13 protein-coding genes are annotated in these 14,765 nt (G+C 63.3%); 2 read left to right on the plus strand and 11 right to left on the minus strand.

Annotated features, from left to right (window positions below; genetic code table 11):
• Positions 1-169 precede the first annotated feature (169 nt).
• The 7 genes from HNQ39_RS17270 to HNQ39_RS17300 form a co-directional block, all read right to left on the minus strand.
• Complete coding sequence (locus HNQ39_RS17270) at positions 170-889, minus strand: choice-of-anchor Y domain-containing protein (protein ID WP_184199129.1); 720 nt, start codon at positions 887-889, stop codon at positions 170-172.
• Complete coding sequence (locus tag HNQ39_RS17275; protein ID WP_184199132.1) at positions 886-1,602, minus strand: SMI1/KNR4 family protein; 717 nt, start codon at positions 1,600-1,602, stop codon at positions 886-888. Before HNQ39_RS17275 ends, HNQ39_RS17270 begins: the two co-directional genes overlap by 4 nt.
• The gene (locus HNQ39_RS17280; RefSeq protein ID WP_184199135.1) at positions 1,599-2,984 is read right to left on the minus strand and encodes a D-alanyl-D-alanine carboxypeptidase family protein; all 1,386 of its coding nucleotides are present in this window, start codon (positions 2,982-2,984) and stop codon (positions 1,599-1,601) included. Before HNQ39_RS17280 ends, HNQ39_RS17275 begins: the two co-directional genes overlap by 4 nt.
• A complete protein-coding gene (gene scpB, locus HNQ39_RS17285) occupies positions 2,981-3,544 on the minus strand; it encodes an SMC-Scp complex subunit ScpB (protein ID WP_184199138.1) in 564 nt (187 codons plus the stop codon). The genes HNQ39_RS17280 and scpB overlap by 4 nt, the downstream gene beginning before the upstream one ends.
• Positions 3,537-4,364, minus strand: coding sequence for a segregation and condensation protein A (locus HNQ39_RS17290; protein WP_184199143.1), 828 nt, complete (start codon positions 4,362-4,364; stop codon positions 3,537-3,539). The genes scpB and HNQ39_RS17290 overlap by 8 nt, the downstream gene beginning before the upstream one ends.
• Before the next feature lie 63 nt (positions 4,365-4,427).
• Positions 4,428-5,147 carry a response regulator transcription factor gene (locus tag HNQ39_RS17295; RefSeq protein ID WP_184199146.1) on the minus strand — a complete coding sequence of 240 codons (720 nt, stop codon included), beginning with the start codon at positions 5,145-5,147 and terminating at the stop codon, positions 4,428-4,430.
• A gap of 5 nt (positions 5,148-5,152) precedes the next feature.
• Positions 5,153-6,889, minus strand: coding sequence for a sensor histidine kinase (locus HNQ39_RS17300; protein WP_246385787.1), 1,737 nt, complete (start codon positions 6,887-6,889; stop codon positions 5,153-5,155).
• Between the two features lie 911 nt (positions 6,890-7,800).
• Between HNQ39_RS17300 and HNQ39_RS17305 the strand changes: the two genes are divergently transcribed.
• Positions 7,801-8,490 carry a glycosyltransferase gene (locus HNQ39_RS17305; RefSeq protein WP_184199152.1) on the plus strand — a complete coding sequence of 230 codons (690 nt, stop codon included), beginning with the start codon at positions 7,801-7,803 and terminating at the stop codon, positions 8,488-8,490.
• Positions 8,491-8,688: 198 nt separating this feature from the next.
• Complete coding sequence (locus tag HNQ39_RS17310; RefSeq protein ID WP_184199155.1) at positions 8,689-12,279, plus strand: hypothetical protein; 3,591 nt, start codon at positions 8,689-8,691, stop codon at positions 12,277-12,279.
• A gap of 247 nt (positions 12,280-12,526) precedes the next feature.
• Here the strand turns inward: HNQ39_RS17310 and HNQ39_RS17315 are convergent, their stop codons facing one another.
• From HNQ39_RS17315 to HNQ39_RS17330, 4 genes are read right to left on the minus strand one after another with little or no spacing between them, the layout of a single operon-like run.
• Positions 12,527-13,189: a type I pantothenate kinase gene (locus HNQ39_RS17315; protein ID WP_184199158.1), complete on the minus strand. Its 663-nt coding sequence runs from the start codon at positions 13,187-13,189 to the stop codon at positions 12,527-12,529.
• Entirely contained in the window at positions 13,186-13,542 is a 357-nt protein-coding gene (panD, locus tag HNQ39_RS17320) for an aspartate 1-decarboxylase (protein WP_184199174.1), read from the minus strand. Before panD ends, HNQ39_RS17315 begins: the two co-directional genes overlap by 4 nt.
• Positions 13,539-14,189, minus strand: coding sequence for a phosphopantothenoylcysteine decarboxylase domain-containing protein (locus tag HNQ39_RS17325; protein WP_184199177.1), 651 nt, complete (start codon positions 14,187-14,189; stop codon positions 13,539-13,541). Before HNQ39_RS17325 ends, panD begins: the two co-directional genes overlap by 4 nt.
• The gene (locus HNQ39_RS17330; protein ID WP_184199181.1) at positions 14,186-14,707 is read right to left on the minus strand and encodes a flavoprotein; all 522 of its coding nucleotides are present in this window, start codon (positions 14,705-14,707) and stop codon (positions 14,186-14,188) included. Before HNQ39_RS17330 ends, HNQ39_RS17325 begins: the two co-directional genes overlap by 4 nt.
• Between the last annotated feature and the right edge of the window lie 58 nt (positions 14,708-14,765).

The raw sequence follows: 14,765 nt of genomic DNA on the forward strand, positions 1-14,765 counted from the left end.
GACTCCAGGGGGTGGGCAAAAGGCGGAAAAGAAAAAGCCCCCTACAAGAGTTTGTAGGGGGTTCTCGCACGCCTCTTATCCAGGAGGATGGTAGTCATGTAGACCAGCGCGTAGAAAGGTTGCTTCAGGCACTTAAACGAAGAGCAACCTGCAATTGTTCAGTTTGAATCTACTCTTTTCGGCGGCGGCGGTGGGCAAGCAGCAGGCCACCCAGTGCGAGCAGACCGACGGTGCCCGGCTCGGGGGCGTTGGTGAGGGTGACACGTGAGGTGCGAAAGGCTCCACGGGCGGAGGTGGTGTTGTCGCCGAAGAAGAGGAAGTTAGTGGTGTTGTAGGCAAGCAGGCCCGACGACGAGTAGTTGCGGAGGGCACCGGAGACGACGGAGGTGCCGTTGGCGAGGAGCTGGTAGTTGCTGCCGCTGATCTGCAAGCTGTAGTTCGTCAGGGCGGCGGTGGTATCGAAGAACCCTTCTTCGGCCTTGGTGAAGCTCGGCCCGGACTGTGCCCAGATGCGGTCTGACCAGAAGCCCAGCTCGATTCCCATGAGGTCGCTGGTGATCGCAATCACGGAGACACCGGAGCGGTTGGGGCCATTTACCCCATCGTGGGTCTCGCTATCCACCTTGAGGGTGAAGCCCAACGAGAAGCCTTGCGTGCGGTTGAGGGTCTGGTCAAAGCGGGAGAACCCTGCTTGGGTGCTATTGTCGGGGAGGGTGGTATTGAGGACGGTCGCGCCCCCGGCGAAGGTCTCAAAACCGGGAGGGAAGACAAGCCAGCCGCCGTATTGGCTAACTCTTTGCCCCCCTGCGCCATCGTAGAGCGTGGTCTGAGCGACAGCGGGGGCGCTGAGGGCAAGAAGGGGAACGGAGAGAGCAAGTAAGCGTTTCATAGGTTTCCTTTGAGGTGGGATTCGAAGTCTTGCCGTGCCTCTTCGGAGAGGGCCTCGGCGCAGAACCAGGTATCGTCCATGGTCGCCGCGAGGATGCTGTCGGTGAACCAGAAGCGGAGCTCTTGGGGATGGACCAGCGGCTCGTCGGCGACCGGGCTGAAGAGGCGCGCGGCATCGGCGAGTGGGGTGGGCGTGTCAAGCTCCAGCGGATGATCGGCGCTGGTCACCAGCTCAAAGGCCAGCGCTTGGGCGGCGAAGTCGCTGAAGTAGGCCGTGGACGGCAGGAGCAAGTACTCGCTTCCCAGGACGCCATCGGCATCCTCGATATAGACCGGCGGGTTGGCCAGGTGGCTATCGGATTCCAGGACCACCCAGCTGTAGAGGTACTGGTTCTCATCGTAGAGGATCAGCCGGCGCGGGTAGTCCGCCTCCTCGCCCGCGAGCCCCTCCCCCTCAAGGTCGTCCCAGAGCGAGCACCACTCCAGCTGTGTGTAGGGAGTCAGGTGGAGCTGTGAGCCGGGGTGGTAGAGACGCTCGCACTTGCCAACAGCACCGTACCAAGCCCGCACGAGAGCGGGTAGGGGCCGGCCTAGCTCCTGGTTGAGGGCATCGAGCTCCATGGCGCTCAGGCCTTCCTCCGGAGTGAGGGGGGCACCAAGCCAGGGCTCGACAAGGGAGAAGGCAGTCTTCCAGCTAGGGGGGAGTGTGTTCATTGTGGTTGGGTCGTGTTGCGCGGGAGCGGAGGCTCGTCGGTGAGGGGCGGGGCGATGGCGCGGCGACGGCGGCGGCGTGCGCGGCGTGCCCGCTCCTGGGCGAGCTGGCGCTGGCGCAGGAGGAGAAGCAGACCGCCCCCGCCGCCAAGCAGGCCAACCCAGAGCCAGGGGCTTCGCCCGGTTGCCTGCACCACGGAGCGCTTGACGGCGCGGGTCGCCGTGAGAGGGACTTGGGTGACAGGCTTGCCGTCGCGCAGGACCGTGAGGCTCGCGACCGCCTGGCCTTGTGCGATGGGGGCGGTGTTGGTCGTGGGGGTGACCCGTGTCTCGATCGTGCTGGGACGCAGGCGGTCCTGAGTGATGTGGAGCGTCTCTGCGACTGTCGCCGCGACCCGCCCCTCCGCCCCGAGGCGTGTCGGGACCCAGGCCGTGCGCTGGCCACTCACTGCAACCGTCTTGGCGGAGAAGCGCGCAAAGCCCCACTCGATCAAGGGAACCGTGTCCCCGACCGCGTTGCTGGGGGCCGCCAGAATGACCGCGAGGAGCCGCCTGCCGTTGCGGGTGGCGGAGCCCACAAAGCAGTGGCGGGCGGCGTTGGTGAAGCCCGTCTTAACCCCATCGGCGCCGGGGACCACATCGTAGAAGCTCTTCTTTGCCTTCGAGGCCACGACCAGGTCCTTAAAGTTGATCGAGCGGCTGATTGTCCGCTTGGGAGTCCCGACAGCATCGGCGAAGCGCGGGTTCTGGAGCGCGGCCCGTGCGATCAGGGCGAGGTCGCGTGCGGTGGTGTAGTGGTTGGGGTTGTGCAGGCCATGCGGGTTGACAAAGTGGCTATTGGTCGCTCCGAGCTCTGCGGCCCGCGTGTTCATCTTCTCCGCAAAGGCTGGCACCGAGCCCGCGACATGCTCCGCGATCACCACTCCCCCGTCGTTGGCGGAGCGCAGGAGAAAGCCATAGAGGAGCTGCTCGGCACGGAAACGCTCACCGGGCTTGATGCTGAGGCTACTGGGCTCGATATTCACCACGGTTGGATCGGTGCAGGTGACAATGTCATCGGGCTTGGTGTTCTCCGCAAAGAGTAGCCCCGTGAGGATCTTGGTTGTGGAGGCGGGGTAGCGCTTGATATCCGCCCCGGACTCGTAGAGCACCTCGCCCGTGTCGTACTCCATGAGCAGGACACTGGGAGCCGAGAGCACCGGGGCCTTGCCTAGGTCGGCTTTGTAGAAGTAGCCGGGGAGCTTCCCCGCCTTGACCAGCGCGATGTGCTCCGCCTCGGTCTTGAAGGCGAGAGAGGGCTTGGCCCCCTGCTTGCGTCCCGGGCGGGCTTGGGCCGGCGCAAGTGCCAGCAGGAGCACGGTAAGAGCGAGGAGCCAGTGCCTCATAGCGCGCTCGCAGCCTCCAGAGAGAGGTGGGCTGCCTCTTGCTCGGATGCCGTCGGGGCATCGTCGGGGAGGGCCGGGAGCTCGTCGAGGCTGGTCAGGCCGAAGTAGTGTAAGAACGCATTGGTTGTCGCGTAGAGGATCGGGCGGCCGGGGGTCTGCTTGCGGCCCGCCTCACAGATCAGCTCGCGCTCCTGGAGGGTCTTGAGGACACCGTCGCAGGAGACCCCACGAATCGCCTCGACCTCGGCCTGGGTGGCGGGCTGGCGGTAGGCCACAATGGTCAGCGTCTCCAGCGCGGGCTTGGAGAGCCGGTTGGCGTGGGGAGCGAGGAGCTTGCCGATCGTCTCGCCGTACTCCGGGCGGGTGGCGAGCTGGAAGCCGCTGTCGAGCTCGATGATCCGCAGTCCGGAGTCTTGGTCACGGTAGCGCTGGCGCAGCTCTTCTAGAGCGTCGCGCACCGCGTCCTCGTCCCACTCCGTGGCCTTCACCAAGTCCTTGAGGCTCAACGGCTCACCGGAGACAAAGAGCAGGGCCTCCACCATTCCTAAAAGGCTACGCATCCTCGTCGGTCTCCTCGTCGCTATCGGGATCTACCATCGCGCTGTGGGGGGCGTCACGCTCGCTATCGGGCACAAAGATAAGACGGATCGGGCCGCAGAACTCGTCTTGCTGGACATCGATGGCGTTTTGCTTGAGGAGCTCCAGCAGTGCCAGAAACAGCAGGATGATCTCCAGGACCTCAAAGGGTGGGACGGGCAGTAGCTCCACGAGGTCCAAGCCCTCGGCACCGGCGCGCTCCACCTGGCCCAGCACCAGGCGCATCGTCATGCGGAGCGTGATCTTCTGGCGGCGCACACTGGTGATCGAGCGCTCGCCCGCGCCCACATCGGCGAGGATACGCTCCAGAGCGCGCAGCAAGGCATCGGCGGGGAGCTCACCAAACTTGGGAGGCAGGGCGTACTCGTTGGAGTAGGGCAGCGGCTCGCGGAAGAACGAGCGGTGGATCTCTCCCTCGCGCTGAAGAAGTGTCTCGGCGATCGCTTGGTACTGGCTGTACTCCAAGAGCCGCCGTACCAGCTCGGCGCGTGGGTCCTCGCCGACACCCGCTTCGTCTTCGAGCTCGTCTTTGGGGGGAGCGGGCAGGAGCAAGCGGGACTTGATCTCCAGCAGGGTCGCGGCCATCACCAGAAACTCCCCTGCTACGCCCAGGTCCAGGTTCTCCATGGCGTTGAGGTGGACTAGATACTGGTCGCAAAGCTCGGTGATAGGCAGGTCAAAGATATCCATACGACCGTGCCGCACCAGGTGGAGCAAGAGATCGAGTGGACCGTCGAAGTCGTGGATATGGACCGTGGGAGGCGGCGCAAGGGCGACCGGCATAGTAAAGGATTGTACCCAGTGCGACGCCCTGTCGCAACGCACGAGGCACGGTGACTTTTGCGGCTACAACTGGTCGGTGCGGAGGCGATAGCCGACACCTGGGACGGTGAGTAAGTAGCGGTCGCCGGTGATATTGGGCTCCAGCTTGCGCCGGAGGTGGGAGACATGGACATGAACCACGTGCACTTCATCGTAGTTCTCTCCCCAGACAGCGCGGAGCAGGTGGGAGTAGGGCAGGACATGGTCGACATGCAGCACTAGCTCGCGCAGGAGATCGAACTCAATCTTGGTGAGCTTGATCTCCTCACCGGAGCGCTTGACCTCGCGGCGCAGTAGGTCGATCACAAACGGGCCGATGGTGATGGCTTGTGCGCGGGGCGGGGCGCTTGCTTGGGCGCGGCGCAGGACCGCGCGCATGCGTGCAACCAGCTCCGCGGTGTGAAAGGGCTTGGTGAGGTAGTCGTCGGCTCCTAGCTCGAGCGCGGTCACTTTAATCCGCGGCGTGTCTGCCGCGGTCACCAGGATAATGGGGATACTCGACCACTGGCGAACCTGCCGGCAGACCTCCAGGCCATCTAGCTCCTCGATCCCAATATCAAGGAGCACCAGGTCGGGGGGATGCTGTGCGATTCGCTCCAAGGCGAGCCGGCCGCTGCGGACAACCTCGATCTCCCAGCCCCGCGCCGAGAGCTGGGACTGGAGGAGCTTCTGTATCGTGAGATCGTCCTCGACAAGAAGGACACGCTCTCCTTCTTGGAGGGGGAGGGTGAGGAGTGTTTCCATCTCGCCTAGACGCTCTCTCTCTCAGGGGCGGGCTCAGACGCGCTCAGGAGCGTACAGTGTGGTAGCGTCACAGTCACAGTCACTCCTCCGAAGGGCTCGTTTTGCGCGGATATCTGCCCCCCATGTCCCTCGACAAGAGTCCGGCAGATCGCGAGGCCGAGTCCGGTCCCCGCGGACATACTCGTGGTGCTTCGGCGATAGAACTTCTCAAAGATCTTCTCCTCCGTGCCAGGGGGGAGACTCTCCCCACGATTGGTCACCTGAAAGACAACCTCGGTCTCCCGTAGCTCGCCTACGAGGAGGAGGGGAGAGCCTTTAAAAGAGTACTTGAGCGCATTTTCAAGCAAGTTGAGCGCGACAATCTCCAGCTGGGTGGGATCCCCCATGACAAGGAGAGGGGTGGCGGGAAAGTGTGTTTGGATGGAGTGATCTTTACTGAGGACACGAACCCGCTCGAGGGCATTGGCGATGATATCGGTAAGGTCACAGGGCTCCTGCAGGACAGGCGCAACCTCCGACTCCAGTCGCGACATCTCCAGCAGGTTGCGGACGCGGCTTGCGAGGGTATCGAGCTCTTGGCTCACCAGAGTAAGGCACTCGGTGACCTCGGGGGAGAGCGAGGGTGGGAGAGCTTCTGGGGAGTCGGCCTCCAGGAGGTTGGAGACGGAGAGCTGCATCGTGGAGATGGGAGTCTTGAGGTCGTGAGAGATATTGGCCAGGAGGTCTGACTTGGCAAGGTTGAGCCTGTGGAGGGACTCATTGCGCTGCCCGAGGGCAAGAGCGAGCCGCTGAAGGCGCTCATAGAGTAAGAAAAGGTTCCAGCTGATCACGGGCACAGCGAGAAGGAGTGGGATGCCAACAATGGCGAAGTTTCTCAGCAGATACCGGTAGGGGGCAAAGGCTGCATCGGTGGGTTGCGCTACCAGAATCACCCAGCCGGGAACCAAGGTTGGGGTGTAGCCTACCATCTGTTCCTGCTGTGACGGCGCGAAGCTAGCCTCTAAGGGAGGAGGAATCCGGTAGAGCTCCGCTCCAGGACTGCCTTGTAGCGCCTTTTGGTAAGGGGCATAGTCAGGACGAACCCGGCGCTCCAGAAAACGGATTGCACTCTCTTGAGGAGCGGTGGCGTCACTGCTGGTAGCGACAATCCGCTGGGTGTTGTCGATCAGGATCACGGTGCCGCTGTAGAAACGAATGGAGGTCAGCCAGTCGTAGAAGTTCCCAAGGCGAAAGTAGGCAACGAGCACCCCCACCGCGATCCCTTGTTGATTCCGCACAGGAATCGCCATTGCCAGTGCTTCTTTCTCCTCCAGTCCCCTGAGATGAACGACATTATTGACCAGGGGGGGATCTTGTTTGTGGTGGGAGTATAGCTGAGCAAACCAGGGCTCTGCGGCAATACTTTGTGGGAACTCCGCAACCGCAGGGTACTCTGCGATCTGCTCTCCTTCCTGATTGTAGGTGGCGGCGGCCAAGAGGTCTGGCAGGAGGTCAACACTATCTTTGAGGGTACTAACCACCATCGACCGATCGTTTTTCTGAACCGCTTGCGTGAGAGTGGGGCGCTCTACGAGGGTATGAAGGATCGTAAATGCATTCTGACACCGTCGCTCTAGGAGGCGAGCACAGAGCCGTGCGGTATTTTGCGCTCGCCAAGCCGCGAGCCGGGTCTGATTGGAGTTTGCGCTGCTGAGGGTAATGGCGAGGTAGAGAACGAGGCTAAAGAACAAGACGAGGATCATGCTCAAGACAAGAGCTCTGTCTCGTCGCGATTGGGATAGACTGGTGGTAAGCCCTGTATCCGATACCTCCGAGTCGAACGGGGCATCGTGACGTGGGGGGATTTGAGGGCTTCTCCCGTGGGGAATCTTCATGGCGATCTCGTTGCAACTGACATTGTAGCACCCGCGGACTACACCACCGAGAGATCATGGATTCTTGAGGGAATCTTGAGACGATGCCCCTTCGGGGGAAGAGCATTTTAGCCAAGATTCGGGTACAACGGAGCCCGGGTCTGCATGTTTCTAATTTCCTGAAATTTCCACCGCGAAAACCAATGAAAATTAAGCTATTGCCTTTGTCGAAACAGCATCAGGGGGATTATGGTTCCTAAGGTTTGCCTCAGATTTCAAGAGAGGGGAACACTTGTCGTTTTGCGGCGAGATTGTCGTACCGGGACTCATTGGGGAGACAGACAATCATAATGGCTGGCAAAAAGAGCATCCTACATTTATTAAATTTTATCCCTTCTCATGAGCGGACTATGGATCACTTTATCCTGAGAATGGTGGGGCAGTTAAACCAATCAAAAGTTCACTCTATCTTTGTATTCCCTGCTGAGCCCTCCTTAGTGATGAAGGAGAGGCTCCTGGGCTTAGGTGCCGATTATAAAGTGTGTGCCTTCCCCTTAAATCCCCAGCGTGTGTCTACACTTGTTAAAGAGCTGGAAGGCTGTCACATTGATGTGATGCAGACAATGTTTATGTCTCCTTATAATGTGAGTTTGTTTATTTTTAAGTGGAGAGCTCGTGTCGGTAAGTGGATTTTTGTAGATCGGTCTAGTGGGAATTCCACAAGGGGTAGCGAAAAAAGTATTGGTAAGGATTTTTATCGTCGTATTCGTGGTTTTTTTTCTGGATTTGTAATCGATAGAGTGATCTCCGTCTCTGGTTATGTCGCTGCACGCGATCAGTTTGAGATGTTTTTGCCTGGCGATAAGATTCGTACTATCTACAATGGCATTGACCTCGCACGGTTCTCCGTTGCTCAGGCACCAGTTGCCAATGCGGTATTTACAGTGGTCTTTGCCGGACAGTTGATCCCCGAGAAAGGGCTTGAGCTACTCATTGAGGCCGTTGCGCAGCTGAAGGTACAAGATGGAATCGTGGTACAGGTAAAGGTTGCAGGTGCGGGCCGTAGTCAGAGTGAGCTGGTAGCTCTCGCAGAGCGCTTGGTGCCAGGGCAGATTCAGTTTCTGGGACAGGTCTCCGATCTGCAAGAGCACTTCCGAGCAGCGGATGCTGCTGTGTTTCCGTCGCGCTGGGCGGAGGCATTTGGCTTTGTGGTTGCTGAGGCCATGGCCTGTGGGCTGCCCGTGATTGTCTCCGATGCGGGGGCACTCCCTGAGGTCGTTGGGGCGGACCAGCAGGCGGGCTTGATCTTTGAGTCCGACGACGTCGGAGCGCTGGCACAGCAGCTCAAGAGGCTCTACAGCGACCCAGCGCGACGCCAGGCGATGGGGCTAATCGCACGTCAGCGCACCGAGACCCTGTTCTCTTTAGATCGAATGGTCGATGACTATGTTGCCGCCTGTTTAGAGCTTCTGCCAGACAACAAGGGCTAGCATTTGCCAGCAGACAAGCGATCTGGGGAAACGTGGGGTATACTCCTGACTAGCGCGCGTCTCTGACGCGCGGATGTCGTTTTCTGGATGCTTCCCCGGCAGTGACCCGCCGCCCCGTTGCGCGATTTCGAGTGGCGTGAGCGTGACCTGTGCCTGGTTGAGGCGTCGTTTCTTACTTTGTTTACTTAGGAGTACCTCATGCGACGACGGCGCACTGCCGCCTCTGCCGACGATGAAAACGTCGTGCTTGATGCTGTTAACAGCACCCCGACCACAACCGACACCGTCCCTGCCTCTGCAGAACCGGAACCTGTCACCGATATCCCCGCCCCTAAGCCGCGTCGACGAACCACGCGGGCGAAAGCCGAGACACCTGCTGTCGAGCCCGAGCCTACCGCTGTTGTCGAGCCCGCTGCGGTGGTGCCTGAGCCTGAGCCAGCGCCGGTAAAGCCACGGCGGACGCGCAAGCCCAAGGCCGTCGAGCCGGAGCTTGTCGTTGCGGCTGAGCCTGAGCCCGAGCCTGTGGTTCCCGAACCCGTGCTTGAGGAGAGTACCCCCGAGCCCGCCGAGTCTGCCTCGCGTCGCCGCCGCTCTCGTGCTCGAAAGGCACCGCTGGAGCCTACCGTCGGTCTGGAAGAGGCCCAGTCCATTCTCGCCGAGGTTGCGCCCGAGCCCGCTCTTGCCGCAGAGACCATCTCCATCGAGGAGCGGATTGTCGCTGAGGATCGCGACCCCCGCACGGGCCGCCGTCGCCGTGGCCGGGGAGGCCGCGACAGTAAGCCCACCGCCGAGCCCGAGCCGACTCCCGCCCCCGTTGCCGAGACGCCGGCAGAGACCGAGTCGGGAGACTCCGATCGCCCCCGGCGCGTTCGTGGGCTCCGGCGCACCCGGACGGTCGCTGCCCCCACCATGATGGTCTCGGGGGACGAGCTGCCGGTCGTGGTGCCTGTGGAGCTTCCCGAGCCTGTGGTTGCGGAGACCGACGAAGGAAAGCCCGCGCGGGTTCGTGGGGGACGGCGTGGTCGCCGCGACGGTGGCGCTGCCGCGCTCCTTCCCCCCCCGGTTGCTGGCCCTGTTGTCCCGCCCCCTGTGGAGCCGCTGCCGCCGCTCTACACGCCACTCCCCGCTGAGGTCCTCGCCAACTTGGTGGAGGCTAAGGTCGCGGTGCGTAAAGGTGTCGCCGAGCTCTTGATCGGTGGCGAGCCGCGCCTGCCGATGCTCTTCTTTGTCAATACCGAGATGGGCGAGGAGTTTCTTGCCAGCGCCCAGCGCCAGATTCGCTTCGCCTACGAAGCCGGCGTGCGCCTCTTTACGGTGCTCTGCCACCTGCCCTGGAAGACCCGCTCCGGGGAGCGGCGCTACGACCTGCTCGATAGCATCCTGCGCTTTGTCTCCGAGAACGCGCCTGAGGCACTGGTCCTGCCACGGCTGATCTTCTCGCCGCCCGCCTCGTGGGCCCGGCAGAATCCCGGTGAGATGGTGCGCTACGCCAGCGGCGAAGAGGGCGATGTCTCCCTGGGCTCCCGGCTGTTCTGGGAGAAGGAGGCCGAGGAGGCGCTCCGTGCCGCAGTCGAGCATGTTGCGCAGGGACCGCACGCCGCCCGGGTCTTTGGGTTCTACCTGGAGCACGGCGAGTGGCTGCATGAGAAGGGGGTCGGCTACGACCTCTCCGATGCCAATGTCGCCGCCTTCCGTAGCTGGCTGCGAGCGCGCTACAAGAGCTCGCTGGTCGCCTTCCGGGCTGCCTGGCACGATGGCCACGTGACCTTTGAGAACGCCGCGATTCCCGCCTGGCCCGTGCCACAGGGAACCGGGGTCTTCCTCGGAGCGCGTGAGACCCGCTGGTCGGACTTCCATCGCTTCATGAGCGAGCGTGTCGCCGAGGTGATCAATCGCCTCGCAAAGGCCGTGAAAGAGGCATCGGGCGGTCGCAGTGCGGTCGCAGTGAGCTGTGGCTACACCCTGGAGCTGGCACGCACGAGCTCGGGACACCTGGCGCTCTCCGATGTCCTGGCATCGCCGCATGTCGATATCCTCACCGCCCCGTTCTCCTACGCGGGCCGTCTTCCCGGTGGCGCTGCGCCGCTGCCCCTGCCGATTGAGTCGGTGGCGCTGGCGGGCAAGCTGTGCATCCTCGAAGACGATACCAAGACGTTTTTGGCGAGCGGGACGACCCCGGATACCTACAACCCGCATGTTCCGACGGTCGAGGGGACCCGCGCGGTGCATGTCCGCAACTTTGGAGCCGCGCTTGCCCACGGGGCGGGCATCTCCTACATGGACCTCTGGGGCGAGGGCTGGCTCGATGACCGTGAGACCTGGGAGTTTCTGGGCGGCCTGCGGGAGATCGCCGATCTCTACGCGACACGGCGGCGCAACCCCCGGACACGTGCCAACGCCGATCCCGATGTGGCGGTGATTGTCGATGAGGCGAGCTTCTTTGAGGTGCGCGACGAGCGTCTGCTGGAGAAGCTGATCTCCAACCAGCGCGAGGTGCTCCTGCGCTCCGGGGCACGGGTGGGCTTCTACCTCCAGTCCGACCTGCTACGCAAGAACTTCCCCGAGACACCCAAGCTGCTGATCTTCCTCAATGCCTTTAAGATCGAGCCCGCTCTGCGCGCCGCGATCCGTGAGCGCTGGCAGGACGCTGGCCGGACCCTGGCTTGGCTCTTCACCCCCGGAGTCCGGGAAGAGAGCCTGACCGAGCAAGCCGAGGTCTTTGGGATGCACCTGAAGTTCCAGCCCTTTGCCTCGAAGCTTGGGAGCCGGGTCTTCTCCGACACCCGCTCGCCGCTGACCGAGACCCTACGTGGTCAGAAGCTCGGCGAAGAGGTCCGGGTGAATCCGTCGCTGACCATTGCGGACTCACGGGCTGTGGTTCTTGGCGAGTACGGCAATGGTAACGCCTCGCTGGGGGTTCGCAAGCACCCGCGCTGGCAGTCGGTGTTTATCGGCGAGCCGGTCCTGACCCAGGCACTCCTGCGTGGCCTCTACAAGCTGGCGGGGGTGGCGGCCTACACCGCGGACGACGATGTGGCTTGGGTGGGCGATGGCCTGCTCTGTCTGCACTCGGCGCCGGGTGGCGGGACCACGGTCTACCTACCGGAGGAGGCGGTGCTCCATGACTTTGTCTACGGCGAGACCCTGGCCCGCGATGGCCGGGGGGCACGCCTCTCGATGCCGGTCAATGGGACCCGCTTGCTCTACTTTGGCCCGACTGCGGAGTCCGAGCGCTTCGGTGCCGAGCCCGCGACCGCACCGCCGGGGCTGACCCTGAGCGAGCTGCCGGTGCCTGTGCCTCCGTTTGTCTTTGAGACCCCCTCGCCGCTGGGCGTGGAGTCGATCTCCGCCGAGGACGAGGCGATGTTCCAGGCCGCGCTGGCCGAGCTACCGCACCTCGCGGAGGTGATTGGCGAGCTAGAGGAGCCGACAATCGCGATTGCCGAGGCCGCGACTGCCGCGGTCGCCGAGGTGGTCGCTCCCACGGAGCGCGCCCCACGCCGCCGCCGTGGCCGTGGTGGGCGCGATCGCCGTGGCCGCGACGAAGAGACCAGTGAGCCCGCTGCCGCAGAGACGGTAGAAGATACCGAGCCTGTGCGTCGCCCGTCGCTGGAGGAGCTCCTGCCCCTCTCGGAGTCCCCGCTGGAGGGAGAGCTTCCCCCCATCCCGGAGGAGTTCCTCGCCCTCGACGAGACCCCCGCAGTTGCGGAGCCCGCCCCGCCTGCCCGCCGCCCGCGCCGCCGCCGCCTACGCAGCGACGCCAGCGAGCCCACGGAGTCTGCGGAGTAGCACGTGCAGTCTGCGCCCCTCATTCTGGAAACAGAGCGAGGGGCGCTTTTGTTTTTCTGATCGGGAATCGTGCGGCTTTAGGGCACATTCGCGTGGACGGTAAACGTCCGGCAAGCCTGCACGGAAATCGTGCGGCTATGGGGCCTTCGGCCGCCTCCTCGTTCCTCGTCGGAAAATTCCGCCGAAGGCGCGGCGGAGGAACGACGCCCTACAGCCCCGAGGTTTACCGTCGAGGGCAATCCGGTTTCTAACCGGCGGACAGAAGGGGGCTTGCGGCCACGATCCCATGGTCCGGTCCCTTGACCAGCACGGTATCCGCGAGGGCTTTGGTGGGGAGGATGTGCTCGTGGAGGTTGGGGAGGTTGACACTCTCCCAGATCGTCTGGATGCGCGCCTCCCACTCCGCATCGGTGAGGGCGAGAAAGCGGGTGAAGTAGGACGACGGATCGGTGCGGGCGGTGTCGCGGAGCCGGAGCAGGCGCTCGCGGTACCAGCGGAAGAGATCGGGCTCCTCGGCGTGGAGGTAGAGCCGCTGGTCCAGCTTGCCGGCGGTAAAGGCGGGCTGGAGCGCGTTGATCCCCTCGACAATCACCAGCTTGGGCTGACCGAGGGCGCGGCGCGTGTCGGGGAGGATGTCGTAGGTCTGGTGGGAGTAGACGGGGACGCTTGCGGGCTCGCCGGCGCGGAGGGCATCGAGGAAGGCGGTGAAGGCGGCGGCATCGTAGCTCTCGGGGAAGCCCTTGCGCCCCAGCAGGCCCCGGCGCTCCAGCTCGGCGTTGGGGAGGAGAAAGCCATCGGTCGAGACCACCTCCACCGTCTTGCCCGCCGCCCGCTCGGTCTCCGCCAGCTGCGCCGCCAGCGTGCTCTTGCCCGCCGCCACACTGCCCGCCAGCCCAATGAGCGTACTCACTGCGCGAAGGTCTTCTCGATCACATTGCCCTCTCCCAGCAGGACGATCTGCGCGGTGTGCGTGGCGATGCTCTCTTGGGGAACCTGGCAGTAGGCGCAGATGATGAGTAGGTCGCCTTTTTGTACGCGTCGCGCCGCCGCGCCGTTGAGCGAGACCTCGCCCGCGGTGCCCTTGATGACATAGGTGGAGAAGCGCTCGCCGTTGTTAATATTGTAGATCTCGACTTGCTGGAGGGGGTGGAGCTTGGCGGCGGCGATCAGCTCGGGATCAATGGCGATCGAGCCCTCGTAGTGGAGATCGGCTCCCGTAACCGTCGCACGGTGGAGCTTGGAGTAGAGCATTGGGATGGTCATAGCGCCTTAGCATACCCGACAAGCGCGTCGCAGAGCGTTAAGAGCGTGGGAAGGGGAGCGCCGGGGCCGGCGTGGTCCCAGAGCGTGGCGCGTGTCTGTTGCATGGTCTGCTGGTCGTTGTGCACCACGAGATCGGCGCCCGCTGCCAGTACTTTCTCTACGGCGATGCGCGTCTCGTCGGGGCCCGCGCCCTCGGTGAGCTTGAAGCCGACAAGCTTCAGCGCGGGGTTTTGGCTGTAGCTTTTTAGCTCGGGGAGGATTTTCTTCCCCGGAGCCAGCTCCAGCGAGAGCCGCGCCGACGAGTGCAGCTTGCCGGTGAAGGGGGCGGGGTGGGGGATGCCATCGACCGTGACCGTCTCTACCACAAAGTCACTGACCGCAGCGGCGTGGATCACCAGACCGAAGGAATGGCTGCTCAGGAGCGTCTGGCAGGCTTGGTCTAGCTCCGCGACCGTGGTGAAGAAGTGCTCGTCCACAGGGCTGGTCGGCGCGACCGAGTGCCGTGCCCGCAGCAGGGTGACCGCGAAGCCTGCCGCACTGAACGCATCGGCGAGGGCGGCACCGGTCGCGCCCGTGCTGGAGTTGGCGATCACCCGGACACCGTCGATGGGCTCCCGTGTTCCGCCGCTGGTGATCAGCACCCTCACGCCAGAATCGCCCTCAGGATAGCGTCGGGCTCCATCAAGCGGCCCTCGCCCACATCGCCACACGCGAGGTTTCCCGCATCGGGCCGGAGGATCGTCACGCCGAGACTCTCCAGCTTCTGCACCGACTCCTGCGTGACCGGGTGGGTCCACATCCTGGTATTCATCGCCGGGGCGACAAAGAGCGGCTTGGCGAAGTCGTGGGTGAGCCAGAGGTTGCCCAAGAGATCGTCCGCGACTCCACTTGCCATCTTATTGAGGCGATTGGCGGTGGCAGGGCAGAGCACCGAGATATCGGCCCAGCGGTTGAGCTCGATGTGCTCCATCCAGCGCCCCGGTGCAAACGTCTCGGTGAGGAGCGCACGGCCCGAGAGCCCTTCGAGGGTCGCCGCGCCGATAAATTTTAAAGCGGACTCCGTGGCAACACACTGCACCGTGTGCCCCGCCTGCACGAGCCGCGAGACCACGGTGCAGGCTTTGTAGCAGGCAATGGAGCCTGAGAGCTGGAAGAGAATGTTCATACGTTTTTGGTTCGCCCCGGTTGGAGCGGGGCGTCAACAGGCGTCGCAAGCTCCGCCG

The sequence above is a fragment of the Armatimonas rosea genome, from assembly GCF_014202505.1.
Classification (GTDB): domain Bacteria; phylum Armatimonadota; class Armatimonadia; order Armatimonadales; family Armatimonadaceae; genus Armatimonas; species Armatimonas rosea.